At 66.0% G+C, this 20,187-nt stretch carries 24 protein-coding genes; 15 read left to right on the forward strand and 9 right to left on the reverse strand.

The window, feature by feature from the left end; translation table 11 throughout:
* Positions 1–140 precede the first annotated feature (140 nt).
* On the reverse strand, positions 141–1,094 hold the full coding sequence (locus ACEN8U_RS00750; RefSeq protein WP_310111698.1) for a universal stress protein: 954 nt from the start codon (positions 1,092–1,094) through the stop codon (positions 141–143).
* A 51-nt stretch (positions 1,095–1,145) separates the two neighbouring features.
* A complete protein-coding gene (locus ACEN8U_RS00755; RefSeq protein ID WP_310111696.1) occupies positions 1,146–1,835 on the reverse strand; it encodes a CBS domain-containing protein in 690 nt (229 codons plus the stop codon).
* A 230-nt stretch (positions 1,836–2,065) separates the two neighbouring features.
* Between ACEN8U_RS00755 and adhP the strand changes: the two genes are divergently transcribed.
* Positions 2,066–3,091, forward strand: a complete 1,026-nt coding sequence (gene adhP, locus ACEN8U_RS00760; protein WP_310111693.1) for an alcohol dehydrogenase AdhP — start codon at positions 2,066–2,068, stop codon at positions 3,089–3,091.
* Positions 3,092–3,181: 90 nt separating this feature from the next.
* On the opposite strand, the gene ACEN8U_RS00765 is transcribed toward adhP, so the two are convergent.
* The 3 genes from ACEN8U_RS00765 to ACEN8U_RS00775 form a co-directional block, all read right to left on the reverse strand.
* Positions 3,182–3,475, reverse strand: coding sequence for a UDP-glucose 4-epimerase (locus ACEN8U_RS00765; protein ID WP_310111691.1), 294 nt, complete (start codon positions 3,473–3,475; stop codon positions 3,182–3,184).
* 90 nt (positions 3,476–3,565) lie between these two features.
* Positions 3,566–4,216 (reverse strand): BON domain-containing protein, encoded by a 651-nt coding sequence (locus tag ACEN8U_RS00770; protein WP_013591473.1) that lies wholly within the window; start codon positions 4,214–4,216, stop codon positions 3,566–3,568.
* A 79-nt stretch (positions 4,217–4,295) separates the two neighbouring features.
* Positions 4,296–4,721 carry an Hsp20/alpha crystallin family protein gene (locus ACEN8U_RS00775; protein ID WP_310111841.1) on the reverse strand — a complete coding sequence of 142 codons (426 nt, stop codon included), beginning with the start codon at positions 4,719–4,721 and terminating at the stop codon, positions 4,296–4,298.
* A 422-nt stretch (positions 4,722–5,143) separates the two neighbouring features.
* On the opposite strand from ACEN8U_RS00775, the gene ACEN8U_RS00780 reads away from it, so the two are divergent.
* From ACEN8U_RS00780 to ACEN8U_RS00795, 4 genes are read left to right on the forward strand one after another with little or no spacing between them, the layout of a single operon-like run.
* Entirely contained in the window at positions 5,144–5,383 is a 240-nt protein-coding gene (locus ACEN8U_RS00780) for a hypothetical protein (RefSeq protein ID WP_310111689.1), read from the forward strand.
* 49 nt (positions 5,384–5,432) lie between these two features.
* The gene (locus tag ACEN8U_RS00785) at positions 5,433–6,881 is read left to right on the forward strand and encodes an MBL fold metallo-hydrolase (protein WP_310111687.1); all 1,449 of its coding nucleotides are present in this window, start codon (positions 5,433–5,435) and stop codon (positions 6,879–6,881) included.
* 37 nt (positions 6,882–6,918) lie between these two features.
* On the forward strand, positions 6,919–7,959 hold the full coding sequence (locus ACEN8U_RS00790) for an Acg family FMN-binding oxidoreductase (protein ID WP_310111685.1): 1,041 nt from the start codon (positions 6,919–6,921) through the stop codon (positions 7,957–7,959).
* Positions 7,960–7,988: 29 nt separating this feature from the next.
* Entirely contained in the window at positions 7,989–8,675 is a 687-nt protein-coding gene (locus tag ACEN8U_RS00795) for a nitroreductase family protein (protein ID WP_310111683.1), read from the forward strand.
* 107 nt (positions 8,676–8,782) lie between these two features.
* Here ACEN8U_RS00795 and ACEN8U_RS00800 read toward each other — a convergent pair whose 3' ends face one another.
* Both ACEN8U_RS00800 and ACEN8U_RS00805 read right to left on the reverse strand, forming a co-directional pair.
* Positions 8,783–9,265 (reverse strand): universal stress protein, encoded by a 483-nt coding sequence (locus ACEN8U_RS00800; RefSeq protein WP_310111680.1) that lies wholly within the window; start codon positions 9,263–9,265, stop codon positions 8,783–8,785.
* Between the two features lie 43 nt (positions 9,266–9,308).
* Entirely contained in the window at positions 9,309–9,668 is a 360-nt protein-coding gene (locus tag ACEN8U_RS00805; RefSeq protein WP_310111677.1) for a hypothetical protein, read from the reverse strand.
* Positions 9,669–9,757: 89 nt separating this feature from the next.
* Between ACEN8U_RS00805 and ACEN8U_RS00810 the strand changes: the two genes are divergently transcribed.
* Together ACEN8U_RS00810 and ACEN8U_RS00815 are read left to right on the forward strand one after the other, a co-directional pair.
* A complete protein-coding gene (locus ACEN8U_RS00810) occupies positions 9,758–11,527 on the forward strand; it encodes an oleate hydratase (protein WP_310111838.1) in 1,770 nt (589 codons plus the stop codon).
* A gap of 126 nt (positions 11,528–11,653) precedes the next feature.
* Complete coding sequence (locus tag ACEN8U_RS00815; RefSeq protein ID WP_310111675.1) at positions 11,654–12,988, forward strand: divalent metal cation transporter; 1,335 nt, start codon at positions 11,654–11,656, stop codon at positions 12,986–12,988.
* A 24-nt stretch (positions 12,989–13,012) separates the two neighbouring features.
* Here ACEN8U_RS00815 and ACEN8U_RS00820 read toward each other — a convergent pair whose 3' ends face one another.
* A complete protein-coding gene (locus ACEN8U_RS00820; RefSeq protein WP_310111672.1) occupies positions 13,013–13,537 on the reverse strand; it encodes a flavodoxin family protein in 525 nt (174 codons plus the stop codon).
* Positions 13,538–13,790: 253 nt separating this feature from the next.
* Between ACEN8U_RS00820 and ACEN8U_RS00825 the strand changes: the two genes are divergently transcribed.
* From ACEN8U_RS00825 to ACEN8U_RS00860, 8 genes are all read left to right on the forward strand, one after another.
* Positions 13,791–14,627, forward strand: a complete 837-nt coding sequence (locus ACEN8U_RS00825) for a universal stress protein (RefSeq protein ID WP_013591462.1) — start codon at positions 13,791–13,793, stop codon at positions 14,625–14,627.
* 36 nt (positions 14,628–14,663) lie between these two features.
* Positions 14,664–15,164 (forward strand): universal stress protein, encoded by a 501-nt coding sequence (locus ACEN8U_RS00830; protein ID WP_310111669.1) that lies wholly within the window; start codon positions 14,664–14,666, stop codon positions 15,162–15,164.
* A gap of 475 nt (positions 15,165–15,639) precedes the next feature.
* Complete coding sequence (locus ACEN8U_RS00835; RefSeq protein WP_310111666.1) at positions 15,640–16,986, forward strand: PAS domain-containing sensor histidine kinase; 1,347 nt, start codon at positions 15,640–15,642, stop codon at positions 16,984–16,986.
* Complete coding sequence (locus tag ACEN8U_RS00840; protein ID WP_013591459.1) at positions 16,983–17,633, forward strand: response regulator transcription factor; 651 nt, start codon at positions 16,983–16,985, stop codon at positions 17,631–17,633. The genes ACEN8U_RS00835 and ACEN8U_RS00840 overlap by 4 nt, the downstream gene beginning before the upstream one ends.
* 132 nt (positions 17,634–17,765) lie before the next feature.
* Positions 17,766–18,200 (forward strand): response regulator, encoded by a 435-nt coding sequence (locus ACEN8U_RS00845; RefSeq protein ID WP_310111835.1) that lies wholly within the window; start codon positions 17,766–17,768, stop codon positions 18,198–18,200.
* On the forward strand, positions 18,193–18,981 hold the full coding sequence (gene fnr, locus ACEN8U_RS00850) for a fumarate/nitrate reduction transcriptional regulator Fnr (protein WP_310111664.1): 789 nt from the start codon (positions 18,193–18,195) through the stop codon (positions 18,979–18,981). Before ACEN8U_RS00845 ends, fnr begins: the two co-directional genes overlap by 8 nt.
* Positions 18,982–19,119: 138 nt before the next feature.
* The gene (locus tag ACEN8U_RS00855) at positions 19,120–19,413 is read left to right on the forward strand and encodes a c-type cytochrome (RefSeq protein ID WP_014972808.1); all 294 of its coding nucleotides are present in this window, start codon (positions 19,120–19,122) and stop codon (positions 19,411–19,413) included.
* Positions 19,414–19,497: 84 nt separating this feature from the next.
* Positions 19,498–19,872 (forward strand): DUF3564 domain-containing protein, encoded by a 375-nt coding sequence (locus tag ACEN8U_RS00860; protein ID WP_310111832.1) that lies wholly within the window; start codon positions 19,498–19,500, stop codon positions 19,870–19,872.
* A gap of 82 nt (positions 19,873–19,954) precedes the next feature.
* Here the strand turns inward: ACEN8U_RS00860 and ACEN8U_RS00865 are convergent, their stop codons facing one another.
* Complete coding sequence (locus tag ACEN8U_RS00865; protein WP_310111663.1) at positions 19,955–20,146, reverse strand: DUF2964 family protein; 192 nt, start codon at positions 20,144–20,146, stop codon at positions 19,955–19,957.
* Positions 20,147–20,187: the final 41 nt, after the last annotated feature.

The raw sequence follows: 20,187 nt of genomic DNA on the forward strand, positions 1-20,187 counted from the left end.
AACAAACCAACCCGGGCTCGCATCGACGATCGAAACCATTGCCGATACGTGCCGGCAAACGCCTCATCCGCTCAATGACGACGCAATGATATAACGTAACATTGACTCGGTAAAGCGACGGCGCGATGCCGTCCGCCGGTTCACGCATCGCGCGCCGGCCGCGCGAGCAACACGGGCGTGCAGCCCAGCCGCGCCGTGCGCGCGGCGACACTGCCGAGCAACCAGCGCGCGACGCCGCGCCGGCCATGCGTGCCGACAACGAGCAGGTCCGCGTGCCACCGCCCGGCCTCGCGCACGATGGCGTGCGGCACGTCATCGCTAACGGGCTCGGTCTTGACGAGTGCCGTCTCGGCCCGGTTCGCGACCTCCGCGAAGGCGTCCGCGGCGCGCGCCAGAGCGACGTGCCCCTCTTCGACGAAAGCCTCTTCGAGAACATGAATCGGCACGAAGTCCGTCAAACGCACGGCACGGTCGATCACATAGATGGCGCGCAAGCGCGATTCCGGCAGAGCCAGCCGAAGACCTGCACGCAGCGCATCCAGCGACGCCGTGCTGCCGTCGAGTGCAAAAAGAATCCGCTGCGGAGAGGGCCCGATGTCGGCTTCATAACCGGCAGGCACGATCAGGATCGAACAGAGCGCGCGCGTGGTGACGAACTCGGACACGGTGCCTTCCACCCAGCGCAACATGCCGTGATGCTGACGCGCGCCGAGGACGAGCAGATCCGCCTTCCATTCGGCCGCAGCGTCGATCAGCGCATTGGCCGTGTAGCCGCCTTGCCTCGAAATGTCGATGACGCCGGACTCCACCTCGATGCCCACGTCGGCGAACATCTTTCTTGCACGCGCCACGGCCTGTTCGGCATCGCGGGCCAGCTCGTCGCGCGCAAGCTGCAACTCGGCGTCCGTCATGGATCCGAGCGGCAGAAGGACGCGAGGATTTTCCGCCACGCTCACAATGCGAATCAGCGCGCCGGGCAACGTCAAGTGACACACGTAGTCCGCTGCGCGCGCCGACTCGGGCGAAGCATCCACGGCAACGAGAATCCGCCTGATCGCGTCCGCGGCGTGGGCACCGCGCTCCGTTGAATTCATGATCCCGTCTCCATTGGGTTCCGATCGCGCCGCCGCGCCGCCCGTCGGTCTTCAGATGCCCGGCATGACCTGATACGGCTCGGTGTGGTCCTCCACCCGTTTGACGCCGGGTATGTTCTGCGCCGCCACGCGGAGCGCATCCACGGCCTCGGCGGACTGAAACACACCCCACAGATGCACGACGCCGTCGGTCACGACGATGTTGCGGCCGGCGAACGCCCATTTGCGCCCCGCCAGTTCACCCATCAGGATCGCGCGAATTTCGGCGTCCGAGAGCGTGGCGTCCGATACCGGCTCATCCGGCACGCTCGCGAGCGCCTGCACGAGATTGGCGCGGCTCACAATGCCGACGAGCCGTCCCGCCTTCGTCACGGGCACGCGCTTGATATGCCGCGTCTCGAGAACACCGGCCACTTCGCCGAGCGGCGTGTCGGGGCCGACGGTGACCACGTCCGTGGTCATCACGTCGCCCACTTTTGCCGCATGGGTCTTGACGTAATCGCGCGCCTCATGGCTCGCGGACCAGAAATCGAGCCACGACGTGCGCTTGCGCTCGTCGGTGCCGATCTCGCTGCGGCGAAGCAGGTCACCCTCGCTGATCATGCCGGCGACGCTGCCGTCCGAATCGAGCACCGGCGCGCCGCTTATATGGTTCTCGACGAATAGTCTGGCGACCTCGCGAATGGTCATGTCGGGTGTGACCGAAATGACCTTGCCGGTCATGACATCGGATGCGCGCATGGCAAGCCTCCTGGCTGTTAGGTGATGGCGTGATTTCAGATTAGGCGGCGCCGCGCACGCCCGTTTGACGTGGATCATGCCGGCGCGGGTTGGGCGCAACTGGGACCCGCGCACGACCCCGACGCGGCCACTGTGCGCCGCCGGCGTGGGCCCTGGCTGACTCAGGTCAATTCCGCGCGTGGCATGCAGCCGATACTGATCGCGGTCCAACCATCGTCTGGAGAAAGCTCATGGCTCAAATGATGAAAGCCGCTGTCGTTCGCGAATTCGGCGCGCCGCTGCAGATCGAGGAAGTCCCCGTCCCGCGGCCTGGGCGCGGCCAGATTCTCGTCAACGTGAAAGCGTCCGGCGTGTGTCATACGGATTTGCACGCCGCCGATGGCGACTGGCCGGTCAAACCGGCGCTGCCGTTCATTCCCGGGCACGAAGGCGTCGGCTATGTCGCGGCAGTCGGCGAAGGCGTCACGCATATCAAGGAAGGCGATCGCGTCGGCGTACCGTGGCTGTACACGGCGTGCGGTCACTGCGAGCATTGCCTCGGCGGTTGGGAAACGCTCTGCCACGAGCAGCAGAACACAGGCTATTCGGTCAACGGGGCCTATGCCGAATACGTGCTGGCCGACCCGAACTATGTCGGTCATCTGCCTGCCTCCGTGTCATTCGAAGCTATCGCGCCGATTCTTTGCGCCGGCGTGACCGTCTACAAAGGCATTCGCGTGACGGATACGCGGCCGGGCCAGTGGATCACCATCTCCGGAATCGGCGGTCTGGGTCATGTCGCGGTTCAATATGCGATTGCCATGGGTCTGCGCGTCGCGGCCGTCGACATAGCCGACGACAAGCTCGCGCTTGCGCGTGAGCTCGGCGCCGAACTCACGTTCAACGCGCTGGACGGCGACCCGGCCGCCGCGATTCAGAAGGAAATCGGCGGCACCCACGGTGTGCTCGTGACCGCCGTGTCGCGCAGCGCGTTTGCGCAGGCCCTCGGCATGGTGCGCCGTGGCGGCACGGTCGCGCTGAACGGATTGCCGCCGGGCGACTTTCCGTTGCCGATTTTTTCGACGGTGCTCAACGGCATCACCGTGCGCGGTTCGATTGTCGGCACGCGCAGGGACTTGCAGGAATCGCTCGAGTTTGCCGCGCAAGGCCGTGTCCGGGCGCGCATTCACCTCGACCGGCTCGAGAACATCAACCATGTCTTTGGGCAACTGAAGAGCGGCCAGGTGGATGGCCGCATCGTGCTGAAGCTCGACTGATCGACTGAGCGGCGGCGTGTCGAGCGTGGCGAATGTGGCGAATGAAGCCGGGACTGGATGTGAAATCCGCCCGGCTCACGCCCTGCTCATTCAATCAGGCTGAGCCGGCTGGCCAGGCGCAGCGGGCTCGGCCGGCAGCGCGCAAGGCTGGATGGAAAGCGTATTCGACATCTTGAGCCGAACCCAGTCCATTCCCTCGCCGAGACCCGCGAGGATCGCCTGGTGTTCGGTGGGAAAAGTCCCGCTGTGCATGAACTCGTGTTTGAACACGCCTTGCGGCGTGTGATGACTGAGCTTGACCAGACAGTCAAATCCGCCCGCCGCGCGATGAGTGGTGGCGACGACCGACCAGTCGCCGTCGCCCACGTTGCCCGAAATTGTCATGAGTCTCTCCTCGTTGCCGCACGCGTCGCAAACTGACAGGCCGGCGCCGCAGGGGCGGCACCGGCCGTGCTCAGGCAGGCGAACGCGCGGCTAGGCCACCGTCAGATTGTCGACGACCGCGTGCACGCCCGGCGCCGACCACGCCGCGCCGCGCGCCGCCGAGCGTTCGGCGAGCGAATCGACCTTGCCCGTCAGCGTGACCGTTCCTTCGTGCACCTTGACCTCGATGTGCTTCGCTTCGCGTTCCGCGTGACGCTGCAGCGCCTTGCCGATCTGCTCGCCGATGTCCTGCGCAGCGGCCTCGCCACCAATCCGGATGAGATTAGAAACGCCCGTGACCCCGCGCATATGCGAGATGGTGCGCATCGCGACATGGCTCTGATACGCACGGTCCACTTCGCCGCGCAAGGTCACCCAGCCTTTCTCGACCTGCACCTTGACCGCCTCTTCGCTCAAGCCCACGGTCCAGCGCAGCATGGTCCGTACGGCGTTGGCGATTTCTTCGTCGGTGCGCACATCGGTATGCGCGATGCGAACGCTCATCTCGACCACCACGGCTTTCACGCCGGCCACGCGCTGCGCGGCTTTTTCCGCCGCGACCTTTTCCGCATAACTCGTCGGATGACCCGACAGCGTCACGACACGATCGCGCACTTCGACGCCGATATCCGTGCTGTCGACTGCCGGATCCCAGGCCAATTCGTCCTCCACCTGGCGCTTCAATTCGAAGTCCGATTTCATTGCATGCTCCTCGTGGGCTTTCGCCTCGTGTCGCGGCGCGCGCGGCGCAACATGCGGCCGCGCGCGCGCGACATCGCGCTCAGTTGATCTGCAGACGTTTGCGCTCTGACGGCGCTTTCTTCGGCAGCGTCAGGGAGAGCACGCCGTCCTTGTACTCCGCCGCTGCGGACGCCTCGTCGACTTCACTTGCCAACGAAAATGCGCGGCTGACCGCCCCCGCATACCGCTCCCGGCGAATCACCCGCTCACCGTCTTTCATTTCCTGATTGCGTTCCACCTTGGCGCTGATCGACACGAGCGTGCCGTCGATCTTCACGTCGATATCTTTCTTTTCCACGCCCGGCAGTTCGGCCTTCACGGTGTAGGCGCTGTCGCTCTCGGTCACGTCGAGCTTGATATCGGCGAGCGGTTCGCTGCCTGCGCCGCGCAGCGGCCGGAACAGCCCCTGAAACAGCTCGGACATGGGGTCCATCTGGAACGGATCAAATCGGCTCAAATTGCTCATCGTCGTGCTCCTCGGATGATCGGTGATTTCACAAAACACATGGCATTGCACGCGTTTTAATACACGGTTCGACGCACGATCCGCCCTTCGCAAAACGCGTGCTCCAGCGTGCTTCGATCCGCGGCCATCGCCGCCTGCGCGGGAGCGCATCGGGCACTCTGTACCACTGACTTTAGGCTCGCGCATGAAGCGCCGGTTGACGTGTGTCAAGCGCGACGCACCGCACGCAGCCATGCCTGCCGAGGCTCGCCTTTAGCCTGATGCCGACTTTCCCTGACATCCTTGAGGGCCCTCCGTGTAGGGAATTGCTGACACGGCTGCACGAATACTGACTCGACTCTCGGCGGCACCTGATTTATGTGGCGTGGACCATGGTCTTTACTGAAATCACCGGAAAGCGCCACTGTCAGCAGGAGACCATCATGCCTACGACCTCCTTTCAAACCGCATCGACGCCTGCCGACGGCCAGCCGCGCGAGACGCCCGACACCGCCGACGACTTCGCCCGGATCCTCGCGCTCGCCCGCGAAGCCGGCATGCTCGTCACGCTGGACGGTCAGATCGGCCGGCAGAAGTACCAGAGCATCGCGGGCTCGCTCCACGCGTTTCGGCGTTTCGCGCAAGCGCTGTGCGACGCCTCCGTGCAAGCGCCGGTGCGCTGAATCTGCGCCTCACAACGCCCAACCACGGCGTGGCCGGGAGGGATGAGACATGAAGCTGACGTTTCTCGGGGCGGCAGAAACCGTCACGGGTTCCAGGTACCTGCTGGAAGGCGCGGGGCTGCGGATTCTGATCGACTGCGGGCTTTTTCAGGGGACCAAGAACCTGCGGCTGCGCAACTGGAACCCTTTGCCGATCGACGTCCACACGCTGGATGCCGTGATTCTCACGCACGCGCACCTGGATCACAGCGGCTATCTGCCGGTGCTTGCCCGCATGGGCTATCGAGGGCCGGTGTACTGCACGCGCGGCACGCGCGATCTGTGCGAGATCATGCTGCGCGACAGCGCGCGGCTGCAGGAAGAAGAGGCGGCCTATGCGAACCGGCACGGTTTGTCGAAGCATCATCCGGCGCTGCCGCTCTACACCCTCGACGACGCGGAACACGCGCTCCAATTGCTGGAAGCCCGCGATTTCGACATGCCGCGGCAACTGAACGAGCAGGCATGTTTTCGCTTCCTGCCCGCGGGGCACATCCTCGGCGCGGCGAGCGTCGTGCTGTGCGTCGAGGGCAAGGTCATTGCCTTTTCGGGCGATATCGGCCGGCCCGACGATCCGATCATGCGCGCGCCCATGCCGCTTGCCCACGCGGACTATCTCGTCGTCGAATCCACTTACGGCGACCGGCTGCACGCGAAGACCGATCCGGCCACCGAACTCGCGGAGATCTTCGCGAATACATTCCGGCGCGGCGGCGTGGTGGTGATTCCGTGCTTCGCAGTCGGGCGGGCGCAAACCATCCTTCATTACATCGCGCAACTCAAAGCGACCGGCCGCATGGCGAACGTGCCGGTGTTTCTCGACAGCCCGATGGCGACGAGCGTCACGCAGCTTTACCGGCATCACGTGGGCGAGCATCGCGTGAGTTCGACCGAGGCCAACGCGATCAGCCACGCCGCGCAGATGGTGCGCACGGTCGACGAATCCAAAGCGATCCTCGGGCGGCATGGCCCGATGGTGATCATTGCGGGCAGCGGCATGGCGACCGGCGGGCGCGTCGTGCATCACCTGAAAGCGTTCGCGCCCGACCATCGCAACACGATCGCGCTCGTCGGCTATCAGGCGGCGGGCACACGCGGTGCGGCACTCGCCGCCGGGGTGCCAGAAATCAAGATTCACGGCGAGTATGTGCGGGTGCGCGCCACGGTCGCGAGCCTCTCGTCGCTGTCCGCTCACGCCGACTATGGCGAGCTGCTCGCATGGCTGCATTCGCTTCCGGAGGCGCCGCAGCGCACCTTCGTCACGCACGGCGAACCGGCCGCCGCCGACGCGATGCGGCGTCATATCGAAGAGACCCTGCACTGGCCTTGCGAAGTGCCGGAGTACCTTCAAACGGTCGAGCTGCCGGGCGCCGCGGACAGTGCCGCCGCCAACCGGAGCCCCGAATTCGTACGTTGCACGCCGGATGATCCAGATCAATCCGCGGACGGCCCGGGCTGACACAGTGACGAGATGAAATCGCGCAGGAGACCACGACATGAGCGCACTGCCGCAGACGGCCGCCTGGTCCGTCGACGAACATGAACTGGACAGCACCGCGAGCACGGAAGAAAAGCTGCGCTTCGCGCTGCGCTATGCGGTGCTCGCGCCGTCCAACCACAACACGCAGCCCTGGCACTTCATCGTGGACGGCGACAGCGTCACGCTGTGCGCCGACCGGCTGCGCGCCTTGCCGGTGGTCGATCCGTTCGATCGCGAGCTGATGATCAGTTGCGGCGCCGCGCTCTTGAATCTGCGCGTCGCGCTCAGCTACTTCGGACTCGCCTACGCGATCACCCTGCTGCCGTCCCGCTTCGACCCGGACGTGCTTGCCCAGGTGCGGATCGTTTCCGACGGTCATTGCGACGCGGCGCTCGCCTCGCTCCTTCCGGCGGTTCGCCGCCGCGTGACCACGCGAGAAATCTTCAGGGACGAGCCGCTGCCTTCAGGCGTCCTGCAGCAGCTCGTCGACGCCGTCGAGGCCGAAGGCGCGGACGCCGTCTGCATCTCGAGCGCCCCGGTGCGGGAGAAAGTTGCCGAGCTCGTCGCCGAAGCGGACCGCATCCAGTTCGACGACCCGCGTTTTCGCCGCGAGCTCGCCAGCTGGATTCACCCGCGACGCCGCGAGGACGGCATGCCCGCGTTGTCGGCCGGCATGACCGCGCTGCTCGATCTTGCGGCGCCGCTGCTGGCGTCGGTAGTGCGCACGTTCGATCTGGGCGGCGGTCTTGCCGCCGCGCACCATGCGCTCGCCGAAGGCTCGCCGCTGCTCGTTTGCCTCGCGACATCGACCGACGACGCGCCCGCGTGGCTCGCAGCCGGCCAGGCGCTCGAGCGGCTGTTGCTGGTCGCGGCGAATGCCGGCATCACCGCGTCGTATCTGAATCAGCCGATCGAGGTCGGCGCGCTGCGCGAGCGGCTGCGTACGCTGCTCGTGATCGACGCGGTTCCGCAACTCGTGTTACGCGTCGGCCGCGCGAAACGGCCGGGGCCGGCGATCCATTCGCCGCGCCGGCCGTTGACCGAGCTCGTGTCCTGAAGGACCCACGTTTGTCCGTTGAGGCTGCCATGAAGCATTTTTTCAGACTCGGCACGACGACGCCCGCAGCAACGGGCGCCCGCCCGGTGCACGGCGAGTCGCTACCACGCATCGTCTTGCCGCCGCCTGTGGTGAGCGGCGGCATGCCGATCCTCGACGCCCTCTCGAAACGGCGCACGACCCGCCGTTTCGCGCCGACCGAACTCGACGACGCGACGCTCGGCCAGTTGCTGTGGGCAGCCAACGGCGTGAATCGCAGACACGCGGGGACCGAGCCCGACGGCGCCGACAGGCGTACGGCGCCGTCCGTTCTCGCCTTGCATGAAATCGAGGTGTATGCGGCGCTGGCGCGCGGCATGTATCGCTACGATCCGCGCGCGCACTGCCTCGACCTGGTGATTGCGGCGGATCTGCGGGCGCTGACCGGCTATCAGGACTTCGTCGGCGAGGCGCCCGTCGAACTGGTGTATGTGGCGGACCTCGCGCGCATGCAGGACATTGCGGCCTCGCAGCGCGAGCCGTTCGCGTATGCAAGCGCGGGCGCCATTGTGCAGAACGTCTATCTGTTTTGCGCAGCGGCCGGTCTCGCGGTGACCGCGCGCAGCTGGCTCAATCGCGGCACGCTGGGCGCCGAGATGCGGCTGTCGCGAGACAGCGTGCCTGTCCTTGCGCAAACCGTCGGGCACTTCGATCCGGCGGACTCGGCGGACTCTTGATAGAGCTGAATTGATAGAACTCAAGCGCTGAAGGGCTCACGGCTCACACGCCGCTCATACACCGCTCTCGCGCCCGTGAGCACTTCAGCCGAGGGCATCATGCGGCCTTACACGGACGCACGCTGCTCCCGTTGGCCGTTGTCCGCCGGCTCGCGAACCAGCAGCACCGGGCACGTCGCCAGGCGCACAAAGCGCTCGGCCACGCTGCCGATCACCATGCGCCGCAAGCCGCGCCGCCCATGCGTGCCCATCACGACGAGATCCGCGTCGCGCTGGTCGGCGCAGCGCAGCAACGCGCCGGCGACATCTTCGGAGATGCCTTGCGTCTCGACGATCTCCGTCTCACCGACCACGTTCAGTTCACGCATCTGCTCGCGCGCAGCATGCAGCAGCGTCAGACCGACCTGCCGCGCGGCATCCGTCAGCAGATGCGGATCGCAGGCGCCCGCATACGTAAACGCGGCCGACTGATCCACCACATACACCGCCGTCAGCCTGCCGCGCGAGAGCCTGGCGAGCTGGATCGCTTCCGAAAGCGCGCGTTTCGCGGCGTCGCTGCCGTCCAGAGCCACCACAATATTTGCATACATAACGGACTCCTAAAAGTTGAGTAGTAGCGTCGCGCCCGACGCGTCACGTCACGGATCGCGCGACATGACGCTCGAGCAGCCGTTCGGCGGCATCGAATGCCTCATGCACCGCTCGATCCGGATCGTGACTTTGCCGATGCTCGACCGGCAATAGCTCGCCGGTGCGCAGCACGAGGTCGAGGCGCGCGTCGAACAGGCGCCGGTCAGACTCGTTCTCGGCCGTCGTGCGAACGGCGCGCATTCCATCCTGTGGAGCGCGCTCGCGGATGGCTTCCAGCGCGAGATGGCAGCCGGAAATGGATCGGCTGAACCGCTCGAGGCGCACCAGTTGCGCGGCCGCTTCGGACTCGATTTGCGCGGAGCCGGCAAACCCGAGGTACACGATCTGCATGTCGATTCCCATACAACCTCCGCGCGCCGTGTTTCGCATCGACCGTTCGCGCTGCGAAAGCGGCGTGCATCGGCGAGTCAATGAATTCATCATGGACGCGCATGGGCAGGCGACGATTGACCTGTATCAACGGCGTCGCAGTGGCCGCGCCCGGGGCGCCGTTGATCCAGCGCAACGAGCGTCCCGGCCGCGCGGGTATGGTCTATACATTCACGGCCATCACCTGCGGGGACCCTCAAATGAACCATGACGAATACGCCGGCACGCGCCCGCTTACGGCGGCCGCCCGCAATGAAGCGATCGAATCCGGCCATTTCTATCTGGTCGGCGGCGGCATTGCGTCGCTCGCGGCGGCCGCGTTTCTGATTCGAGACGCCGATGTGCCCGGCTGCCGCATCACGATTCTCGAAGCGCTCGGCAAAGCCGGCGGCAGCCTGGACGGCGCAGGCACGCCGCAAGACGGCTACGTCGTGCGCGGCGGCCGCATGCTGGAAAGCAAGTACCTGTGCACCTACGACCTGTTCGACTCGATCCCGACGCTGGACGGCCGCAGCAGCGTGACGAAGGAGATCTTCGACTGGAACGAGACGATCCGCACTTCATCGAAGTCACGGCTCGTACGCGACGGCAAACGCGAGGACGCGCCGGCGTACGGTCTCGGCGAAGCGCATCTGCTGACGCTCGGCCGGCTTTCGCTCGAACCGGAAGCGCTGCTCGGCGACAGCCGCATCTCGGATCATTTCGAAGCGGACTTCTTCGAGACCAACTTCTGGATCATGTGGTGCACGACGTTCGCCTTCCAGCCCTGGCATAGCGCCGCCGAGTTCCGCCGCTACCTGCTGCGGTTCGCGCATATGACGCCGGGCTTCAACCAGCTGCACGGCATCATGCGCACGGTCTACAACCAGTATGACTCGATGGTACGGCCGCTGCGCAAATGGCTCGACGAACACGGCGTAGTGTTCCTCAACAATACGCGGGTGGTCGATCTTCGGTACGACGAAAGCGGCGAGTTGAACCGCGTCGCGGCGGTTCTCTGCGAACACGACGGGCGCCGCGATGAAATCGCCCTCGGCCCGCACGACAAGGTGATGATCACGCTCGGCTCGATGACCGCGGGCTCGAGCCTCGGCGCGACGGATCGCGCGGCCGTCTTCAATCGCGACGACAGCAGCGGCGCCTGGGCGCTGTGGAAGACCATCGCCGCGGGCCGCGGGGAGTTCGGTCATCCGTCGGTCTTCGCCGATCACGTGGACGAATCGCGCTGGCTATCCTTCACGGCGACGCTGCACGATCCGACGCTCTTCCGTCTGATCCGCGATCTCACCGGCAACGTGCCAGGCGAAGGCGGCCTGATCACGTTCGCGCAATCGAACTGGCGGGCTTCGATCGTGCTGCCGCATCAGCCGCATTTCATCGGACAGCCGAAAGACGTGCAGGTGTTCTGGGGCTACGGGCTCTTTATCGACCGGCCGGGCAATTTCGTCGCCAAGCCGATGGTCGAATGCACGGGCCGCGAGATCATGACCGAGCTGCTCGGCCATTTGCATATCGAGGCGCAGGCCGAGCGTATTCTCGACGACGCCATCTGCATTCCCTGCCTGATGCCCTTCATCACGAGCCAGTTCCTGCGGCGCCGGCATGGCGACCGGCCGCACGTGGTGCCCGAGGGCTGGGCGAACCTCGCGTTCATCGGACAGTTCTGCGAATTGCCGAACGACGTGGTGTTCACCGTCGAATATTCGGTGCGCTCGGCGCAGACTGCCGTGTACACGCTGCTTGGCCTCGACAGGTCGGCTCCGGCTGTGTACAAAGGTCAACACGATCCGCGGGTGGTGTACGGCGCGGCTTCGGCGCTCGCAGGCCACTGACTGGCCACGGAACGAAGCGCTGACCGGTCCGGAAGGGACCGCTGATGGCACTGAGGACACCACAACCGCCGCGCCGCGAAGCGCGGTGCAAAGCGCGGCAACGCGCAAGCCTTTTGGGGAAACGCCGTGGAGCCCGACGCAAGCCAGCCTGAACGCCCGCCCGCCCCGCCCGCCCCGCTCGTTCTCGCCGGGTTGCGCGCGTCGCTTGCGCGCCTGCGCGAACATCCGCTCGCGCGCATCGGGCCCGGCCTGATTACCGGCGTCGCCGACGACGACCCGAGCGGCATCGCCACCTATTCGCAGGCCGGCGCACAATTCGGCCTCAACATGTTGTGGACGATGCCGCTCGCCTTTCCGCTCATGGCCGCCGTGCAGTCCATGTGTGCGAAGCTCGGCCGCGTCACCGGCAAGGGCCTCGCCGCCAACATCAAGGAAGTGTTCCCGCCCGCGGTGCTGTACGGCGTCGTGGCGCTGCTGCTCGTCGCCAACACGCTGAATATCGCCGCCGACGTCGCCGCCATGGGCGAGGCTGCGCAACTGGTGAGCGGCATCGACCGTCACGTGAGCACCGTCTGTTTCGTGTTCGCCACGTTGGTCCTGCAGATTTTCGTGCCCTACCATCGCTACGTGTTCTTTCTCAAGTGGCTGACCGTTTCGCTGCTGGCCTACGCGGCGGTGCTCTTCGTCGTGCATGTGCCGTGGCGCGAGGTGGCGGTGCGCACGGTGTGGCCGCGCCTCGACCTGAATGCGGATGCGGCGGCCATGGTCGTCGCCGTGTTCGGCACGACGATCAGCCCGTATCTGTTTTTCTGGCAGGCGTCGGAAGAGGTCGAGGATCTGCATACCCACGCCGGCAGTGCGCCGCTCGTCGACGACGCCCGCGAAGCGCCCGCCGAACTGCAGCGCATCGGCTGGGACACCTGGAGCGGCATGCTGTATTCGGACCTGACCGCCTGGTTCATCATGCTCGCGACTGCCGTGACGCTGCACGCGGCCGGCGTCACGGATATCGCCACGGCGGCCCAGGCGGCCAGCGCGCTGCGGCCTCTTGCCGGGGACTTCGCTTATCTGCTGTTCGCGCTCGGCATACTCGGCGTGGGATTCATCGGCGTGCCGGTGCTGGCCGGTTCCGGCGCCTATGCGTTGGCCGAAGCGCTCGGCTGGCCCGAAGGGCTCGAGCGCAAGCCGCGCGACGCGCTCGGCTTTTACGGCATCATCGCGGTCAGCGTGCTGGCCGCGCTGGCCATCCAGTTTTCGTCGATCAGTCCGATGAAAGCGCTGCTTTTCAGCGCCGTGATCAACGGCGTGGTCGCCGTCCCGCTGATGGTGGTGATTCTGCTGCTGGTGTCCAAACGCGCCGTGATGGGGCCATTCACCGCGAGCCGGCCGGTCATTGCGCTCGGCTGGATCGCCACGGCGGTCATGGGCGCCGCCGCTTTGATGATGCTGCTGCCGCGCTAGGCAAGCCGCGTCATCGGCGCGCCGTCAGCAGCTCCATTCGAGCGTCTGATAATGCGCGAGGTGCCGCTTCAATTCGCCGACAAACGGTTCGAGCAACCGTTCGAGTGACGCCGCCGCGACGCCTTGCACCTGGGCGGCGCGCACCTTGCATTGCGCGACGGGCGCCTTGCCGGCCAGCGCGCGCATTTCGTCGAAAGCCGCTTCGGCGCCGAGACCGCCCAGGCTGCAAAAGAAGCCGATGTGCCGGAACTTCGTGCGGTTTTGCAGCAGGTACGCACGCACCGGCGAGGACACTGCGCCCGCCCAGATGGGCGTGCCCACCACCACCAGATCGTATTGCGACGGATCGAGCCCCGCGGGCACGATCTCGGCCGGCCGCTTGCGCCATGAGTCCATCACGCAGCGCAGATAGCCGGACGCGCCGCGACGCTCGGTGTAATCGCAGATTTCCTCGACGTCAGCGGACAACATGCTCGCGAGCGTGCTGGCGAGCATGTGCGTCGTGCCGGTACGCGAGAAAAAGACAATGAGAACGCGGGACTCGGACATGACTCGCTCCTTCCATGGATAGCGCATGGGCACGCGTATCAGCGCCATGCATGCATGTCCGGAGCTTAAGCGGCAGCGCTCGGCGCTTCATGACGCAGGTCAAATACCGCTGCGAGGCGCCCCGCCCCTTTTCGTCCTCTGCCGTCCTCTGCCACCCTTTGCCGCCGTTGATCTGCATCAACGAGGCAAGCGGCGTGGTTCGTAGACTCAAGCTCATCCGCCAGTGCGTCACTTCTCTCCGGGAGCATTCGCCATGAGCTTCAAGACCATCGTTGTTCACCTCGACACGAGCCCGAACGCGCATCCCCGGCTCGAAACCGCGCTCGGCGTCGCGAAACAGTTCGGCGCGCATCTGACGGGCGTATTCGCCGTGTTTTCGCCGGATCCGCGCTCTCTGTATGTGATGGCCGGCACGGCCGAGTACTACCGCCAGCACGAAGAGCTTCGCGCCGAACGGCGCGCCGCGCTCAAGCGGCTCTTTCACGCGGAGCTTCGACGCGCGGAAGTGCAGGGCGAATGGCTCGCCGTCGACGAACCCGCCAGTTTTGCCGTGCCGCGCCTCGGCCGCTGCGCCGATCTGATCGTGGCGGGCCAGGACAATCCCGGCGACGCGGAATCGTATGTCGGCGATCTGTTTCCCGAGAACCTGATCCTGACGAGCGGACGCCCGGTGTTGCTGGTGCCGTATGCGCGCAACGAACGCTCGACGGGCCGCCGCATTCTCGTCGCGTGGGACGGCAGCCGCGAGGCCGCGCGCGCCGTGCACGACGCGCTGCCGTTCATACGCGCGGCGGAAAAGACCACGGTTCTGACCATCAACGGTATGCGTGAAGGCGGGCAGGACCGCGTGCGCGGCGCGGATATCGCTGCGCTGATCGCGCGGCACGGCGTGCCCGTTGAGGTCGCCGATATCGAGACGGGAGCGGACGCGCCGGTCGGCGAGACGCTGCTGTCCCAGGTCGCCGACAGCGGCGCCGATCTGCTGGTCATGGGCGGGTACGGGCACTCGCGCTGGCGCGAACTCGTCATGGGCGGCGCCACGCGCACCATTCTCAAGTCGATGACCGTGCCGGTGCTGATGTCCCACTGAGCGCCGACCTTCTCTTCTCATTCAGGAGTGTTCACCATGTACAAGATTCTGGTTGCCGTCGACGGCAGCGAAACCTCGTCGCGCGCGCTGGCCGCCGCGGTGGATCTGGCGCGCGAGTCGGGCGCGAGGCTGCAGCCGCTCTTCGTGGTGGACGTGCCGTTGCTCTCTTACGACGTGCCCGGCTACGACCCCTCGTATGTGCGCGATGCGCTCGTCGAGGAAGGCAAGCAGGTGCTCGCCGACGCCACCGCGCAATTGGCCGCGGCAGGCGTGAAAGGGCCGTCGCGCATGGTCGAAACCGACCTGACCGGCGACGACATCGCGCATCGCATCCAGCTCGCCGCCGAGGAGTTCGAGGCCGACGTCGTCGTCATGGGCACGCATGGCCGGCGCGGCGTGGAGCGGCTCGTGCTCGGCAGCGTCGCCGAGCGCTTCTTGCGGATCGCCACCTGCCCGGTGCTGCTGATTTCCGCCCGCTGCGCGCCCGCTGCCGGCGCGGCCACGGTCGCGGAGCAGGCGCTCAAAGAGCCGTCGTAGACGGCGGTGTGCCGTTTGCGCAACTTCCAGGCGCAGCCCGCAACGGGTGCATAACGCATGGGGACGGCCAGACCGGCTATGCGCCGGATCTCGCCGCCCGGCGCCGCTCGCTGACTTTGCATCGACGTGCATGGCGTGCATAGCGTGTGCAAGGCGGCCATACCTGTTCATGCGCCGGAGCCTGTCGCCCGGCGCCGCTCGCGGCTCCTGTCCGCGTCGCTCGTAACACGGCGTTGCGCGGCAGACCCGCGCCGCCTTGACCCACCCACTTCCCCCGCACGGGTGGCACGGCACTGGCATGATCCCGGCGTTTCGCGGACAATGAGAAGAAAGATCTGCTGTGCGCTCGGAAGATTCGCGGCGCCCGTGAGGCAAGCCGCGCAGCTGCCGGCAGCCACAGCACTTGCCTGCAGGCCATGCCGAGCTCTCCGCAGCGCAAGTTGAATCCGTCCGCAATCATTCAAAAGAGGCGCACATGCCCGTCAGCGGTAAGACGCCCACGCCGCGCAGCGCGGCATCGCAGGAGCCGTCGAGCTGGTTCGCGGCACGCCCTGCATTGGCGGCAGCGGCGGCGTTCGTGGTAACGCTCGCCGTCATGCTGGCCGCGCGGCGCTGGTTCGATCCCGTGCTGTTCATCTGCGTCGCCGCTGCGTTGCTCGTCGCCACGAGCGCCTTCATGCTCGTGCGCGCGCGTCGCGAAGCGTCTTCCGCGCATAGCGAAGCCAGCGCGGCAATCACTCAGTCGGGCGTCAACGAAGCGCGCATGATGGCGATCATCCGTTCGTCGATGGAAGCCATCATCACCATCGACGAACAGCAGCGTGTCGTCCTCTTCAATCCCATGGCCGAACAGGTGTTCGGCTGCTCCGCCATGGACGCGATCGGCGCCCCGCTCGCGCGCTTCATCCCCGAGCGGTTTCGCGCGGCCCATGCGCGGCATGTCGAACAGTTCGGCGTGACAGGCGTGTCCGACCGGCAGATGGGCCGGCAGCGCGTGCTGTCGGGCTTGCGCGCGAACGGCGAAGAATTTCCGATAGAGGCCTCCATCTCGCAGATCCGCGACGGCGACACGCGGCTTTACACCGTCATGCTGCGCGACGTCACGGAACGGGTCCGGGCCGAGCAGGCGCAGCAGCGGGCGCGCGAGGAACTGCGCGAGCTGTCAGCCAATCTGCAGAAGATTCGTGAAGACGAGAAGACGCGCATCGCCCGGGAACTGCACGACGACCTCGGCCAGCAGCTCACCGCGCTCAAAATGGACATCTCCTCGGTGGAAGAGACACTGGGCGCCTCGGCGAGCACCCTGGTGCGCGAGCAATTGCAAGGCATGCGCCGCCTGATCGACGTGACCGTGGCATCCGTTCGCCGTATTGCCGCCGATCTGCGCCCGGTGATGCTCGACGACCTCGGCCTGATTCCCGCCGTCGAATGGCTCGCCAACGACTTCACGAACCGCTACGGCATCGAGGTGGAGCGCGACATCGAAACCGGCGACGCGCGTTTTTCCCCGACAGGCGCCACCGCGCTCTTTCGCATCGTGCAGGAGGCGTTGACGAACGTGGCGCGCCACGCCGACGCCACCCTGGTCACGCTCAGCCTGCGCGTCGCGAACGAAGGCTTCGTGCTGCGCATCGCCGACAACGGCCTCGGCTCGTCTCACGGCGGTGAGCCGGCCGGCAAATCGTTTGGCCTGCTCGGCATTCGCGAGCGCGCGCACATGCTCGGCGGCGCCGTCGACATTCAAACCGCGCAAGGCAAGGGTTTTGCGTTGCGCGTCACCATTCCGGCGGAGGCCGTGCAAATGCAGGAGTTGCAATCATGACCCGAGTGCTGCTGGCCGACGACCATGCGCTCGTGCGCGACGGTCTGCGTCATATTCTGAAGAGCGCGAGCGGCTTCGAGGTCGTGGGCGAAGCAAGCGACAGCGTCACCACCGTCGCGCTGATCCGCGCCTGTCCGGCCGAGGTGCTGGTGCTCGATCTGTCGATGCCCGGCCGCAACGGCGTGGAGCTCATCAAGCAGATCAAGGACGAAAAGCCGGCGCTGCGCATTCTCGTGCTGACCATGCACGCCGAACAGCAATACGCGGTGCGCGCCTTCAAGGCCGGCGCATCCGGCTATCTGACGAAGGAGAGCGCGAGCGCGGAACTCGTCGCGGCCGTGACGAAGGTCGCGGCGGGCGGCGTTTACGTGAGCCTCGCGATGGCCGAGCGGTTCGCGCAAAGCCTGAACGAGCCCACCGACCTGCTGCCGCATCAGCGTCTGTCCGACCGCGAATTCGACGTGCTCAAACGCATTGCCGCCGGCCAGACCATCACCGAGATCGCGGCCGAACTGTGTGTCAGCGCGAAGACGGTCAGCACGTACAAGACGCGCATCCTCGAAAAAATGCAGATGCCGCACGAGGCCGCGCTGGTGCGCTATGCGATGCGCCACAAACTGGTCGGCGACGAGGAAGACGAGATCTGACCGTTTCTGCAGCCCCGCCCCCGGGCTGCGAGGCATGATGTAGGAAATCCCCTACAGCCCTTCTTGCTCACCTACTCGAAGTTCGCTGCGCGCCGATTTTATTTCGAGACAGCGCGGCCGATACTTCGAGCCATGAACTCAAGACTCAATCACCCCGCGCTGCGTGTTTTTCTCGTCGACGATGCTTATCCGGTCCGGCGCCGCATGGCCGCTCTGTTCGGCGCCCTGGAGGGCGTGGAGATCGTCGGCGAAGCCGAGGAGCCCGGTGCCGCATTGGCCGGCATCGAGGCCTGCGCCGCCGATCTCGTCGTCACCGAGCTGGGTCTGAACGGCGGCACCGGCCTGGAGTTGCTGGCGTCGCTCGCGCAACGCATGCCGCACGTGATCGCGATGGTGCTCACCAACCGTTCCGGCGCCGGGTTCCGGCATGCCTGCCTGACGGGCGGCGCGCACTATTTTTTCGATAAGACCCGCGAATTCGAACTCGCGCGAGCCACGGTCCAGCGGATCGCCGGCCAGCATCGGGCACGCGCCGCCGTTCCTCAATCAGGAGCCCATCATGTCTGACGTTGCCGCCTATCCGATCACCTCGCGCGCATTCATTCCGCTGCACGCGTCGCCCGCGCCGACGCAACGGCCCGGCGCCGAGCGCGCGCGCACCAAGGATCCGCTGCGCTGCACGTCCTGCTCGATGCGCGCGATCTGCATGCCGCAAGGCCTCACGGCCGACGAATTGCAGCGGATCGAAGCGCTGATCTGCCCGTCGCGCACCATCAGGCAGGGCGAGACCATCTATCGCGCCGACGACGCCTTCCAGAACATCTATGCGGTGCGCGCGGGCTCGTTCAAAACGGTCGTCATGCACCGCGACGGCCGCGAGCATGTGACGGGGTTTCATCTCGCCGGCGATTCGCTCGGACTCGACGGCGTCTGCTTCGGCCGCCATAGCTGCGATGCCGTCGCGCTCGAAGACAGCAAGGTCTGCATCATCCCGTTTCATCAGCTCGAGGCGATGTGCCGCGAAGTGAAGGCCCTGCAGCAACACGTGCATCGGATGATGGGCGGCGAGATCGTGCGCGAATCGTCGCAGATGATGCTGCTCGGCACGATGTCCGCCGAACAGCGCGTGGCGACTTTCCTGCTGAATCTGTCGGATCGCTTGAGAAAACGCGGCTATTCGCCGGCCGAATTTCATCTGCGCATGACCCGTGAGGAAATCGGCAGCTATCTCGGCATCAAGCTCGAAACGGTGAGCCGGATGCTGTCGCGATTCCAGCGCGAGGGGCTTCTCGATACGCGCGGCAAGAACATCCGGATTCTCAATCACGAAGGTTTGATGCAGGTGTGAGGCCGGCGCCCGGTGTGTCGCGCTTGATCGAGGTCAACGGCAGCCGGGTCGCCGCCCTTACACTGAGTTCAACCCTCGCACAGGAGCTGCATCGTGAACGCCCCATTCCGCCGATGCCTTGTTGCATGCGCCGCAGTCATGCTGGCCGCCGGCTCGGCGCATGGGCAGTCCTCCGAGCCCAGCGCGCTCGTCGATCAGCACCACTGCATGTTCTGCCATACGCGCGACGCGCCGTTTCTCGCTCCGTCCTTCCAGCAGATCGCTGAACGCTATCGCAACGTGCCGAACGCGCAGTTCATGCTCGAACACAAGCTGCGGCTCGGCGGCAAGGCACATTGGGGAGATATGGCAATGCCGCTGCCCGCCGATCGCGGCGGCCCGATATCGCCGGAAGACGCGCATACGCTCGTGCAATGGGTATTGACTCAATGAAGCCGCGCGCGACGCGGCCGCAATAGCAACGAGCTGCGACCAGCTTTATTCGTTCCGGCGGGGGATTCCGTTAGGAGAATCATGATGCGCCTCACTATCCACCTCGACACGTTCGACCGTGTCCACCCGATGGCCTTCGCCATTCTCTGGCTCGACATGGACACGCGGCAATGGTCGCGCGAGGGTCATCTCGGTCTCGAGCTGCCTGAATGGGGCACCTTGCAGATGGACTGCGGCAATACCGTCGTGTCCGCGCCCGGGGACTGCGCGCCTGTCTGCGTGCTCGAAGGGCTCGATCTGAACAATTGCAACAGGCGCTTCGAAGGCGAAACCGGGCGCGCGCAGTGGTGCGCCGAACGCGGACGCGCGCTCATGACGGGCCATTGGCACGTGCAATGTATCGACAACCAGGAGGCGCAGGCGGAGCACGGCCTGTTCGCAGCCGGCGAGGAATCGTAGCAGCGCTGGACGGGTGGGCCGGGTGTGCCCGGCGAGCCGCGTGGGCCACGCGCAGACGACTCGGCCCGGTTGCCCGGCTGCTCTACTCGTCGCCCGCCGATGCCGGGTTGAGCAGCAGCACGAACGCCGCGACGCCGACCACCATGGCGGCGAATCCGTATCTCACGAGTCCGCTCTTATCGAACAGCAACCCGTCGATTGCCACGGACAAACCGGCAAGAGACGCAAACACGGCGACCACTGCAACGACGATCCGGTATTCGGCGCGTACCATGACTTTCTCCCGGCCGCTCGCGCGGCAGCTGCATCGACAGG

The organism is Paraburkholderia phenoliruptrix, from assembly GCF_047325075.1.
Classification (GTDB): Bacteria; Pseudomonadota; Gammaproteobacteria; order Burkholderiales; family Burkholderiaceae; genus Paraburkholderia; species Paraburkholderia phenoliruptrix.

Coding starts and splice junctions, on each gene's coding strand:
- ACEN8U_RS00830 (WP_310111669.1), top strand. CDS start 14,664: ATGTACAAGATTCTGGTTGCCGTCGACGGCAGCGAAACCTCGTCGCGC.
- ACEN8U_RS00795 (WP_310111683.1), top strand. CDS start 7,989: ATGAAGCATTTTTTCAGACTCGGCACGACGACGCCCGCAGCAACGGGC.
- ACEN8U_RS00770 (WP_013591473.1), bottom strand. CDS start 4,216: ATGAAATCGGACTTCGAATTGAAGCGCCAGGTGGAGGACGAATTGGCC.
- ACEN8U_RS00845 (WP_310111835.1), top strand. CDS start 17,766: ATGAACTCAAGACTCAATCACCCCGCGCTGCGTGTTTTTCTCGTCGAC.
- ACEN8U_RS00840 (WP_013591459.1), top strand. CDS start 16,983: ATGACCCGAGTGCTGCTGGCCGACGACCATGCGCTCGTGCGCGACGGT.
- ACEN8U_RS00790 (WP_310111685.1), top strand. CDS start 6,919: ATGAGCGCACTGCCGCAGACGGCCGCCTGGTCCGTCGACGAACATGAA.
- ACEN8U_RS00855 (WP_014972808.1), top strand. CDS start 19,120: ATGCTGGCCGCCGGCTCGGCGCATGGGCAGTCCTCCGAGCCCAGCGCG.
- ACEN8U_RS00800 (WP_310111680.1), bottom strand. CDS start 9,265: ATGTATGCAAATATTGTGGTGGCTCTGGACGGCAGCGACGCCGCGAAA.
- ACEN8U_RS00825 (WP_013591462.1), top strand. CDS start 13,791: ATGAGCTTCAAGACCATCGTTGTTCACCTCGACACGAGCCCGAACGCG.
- ACEN8U_RS00750 (WP_310111698.1), bottom strand. CDS start 1,094: ATGAATTCAACGGAGCGCGGTGCCCACGCCGCGGACGCGATCAGGCGG.
- ACEN8U_RS00860 (WP_310111832.1), top strand. CDS start 19,498: ATGCGCCTCACTATCCACCTCGACACGTTCGACCGTGTCCACCCGATG.
- ACEN8U_RS00865 (WP_310111663.1), bottom strand. CDS start 20,146: ATGGTACGCGCCGAATACCGGATCGTCGTTGCAGTGGTCGCCGTGTTT.
- ACEN8U_RS00780 (WP_310111689.1), top strand. CDS start 5,144: ATGCCTACGACCTCCTTTCAAACCGCATCGACGCCTGCCGACGGCCAG.
- ACEN8U_RS00755 (WP_310111696.1), bottom strand. CDS start 1,835: ATGCGCGCATCCGATGTCATGACCGGCAAGGTCATTTCGGTCACACCC.
- ACEN8U_RS00810 (WP_310111838.1), top strand. CDS start 9,758: ATGGGCAGGCGACGATTGACCTGTATCAACGGCGTCGCAGTGGCCGCG.
- adhP (WP_310111693.1), top strand. CDS start 2,066: ATGGCTCAAATGATGAAAGCCGCTGTCGTTCGCGAATTCGGCGCGCCG.
- ACEN8U_RS00820 (WP_310111672.1), bottom strand. CDS start 13,537: ATGTCCGAGTCCCGCGTTCTCATTGTCTTTTTCTCGCGTACCGGCACG.
- fnr (WP_310111664.1), top strand. CDS start 18,193: ATGTCTGACGTTGCCGCCTATCCGATCACCTCGCGCGCATTCATTCCG.
- ACEN8U_RS00805 (WP_310111677.1), bottom strand. CDS start 9,668: ATGGGAATCGACATGCAGATCGTGTACCTCGGGTTTGCCGGCTCCGCG.
- ACEN8U_RS00785 (WP_310111687.1), top strand. CDS start 5,433: ATGAAGCTGACGTTTCTCGGGGCGGCAGAAACCGTCACGGGTTCCAGG.
- ACEN8U_RS00765 (WP_310111691.1), bottom strand. CDS start 3,475: ATGACAATTTCGGGCAACGTGGGCGACGGCGACTGGTCGGTCGTCGCC.
- ACEN8U_RS00835 (WP_310111666.1), top strand. CDS start 15,640: ATGCCCGTCAGCGGTAAGACGCCCACGCCGCGCAGCGCGGCATCGCAG.
- ACEN8U_RS00775 (WP_310111841.1), bottom strand. CDS start 4,721: ATGAGCAATTTGAGCCGATTTGATCCGTTCCAGATGGACCCCATGTCC.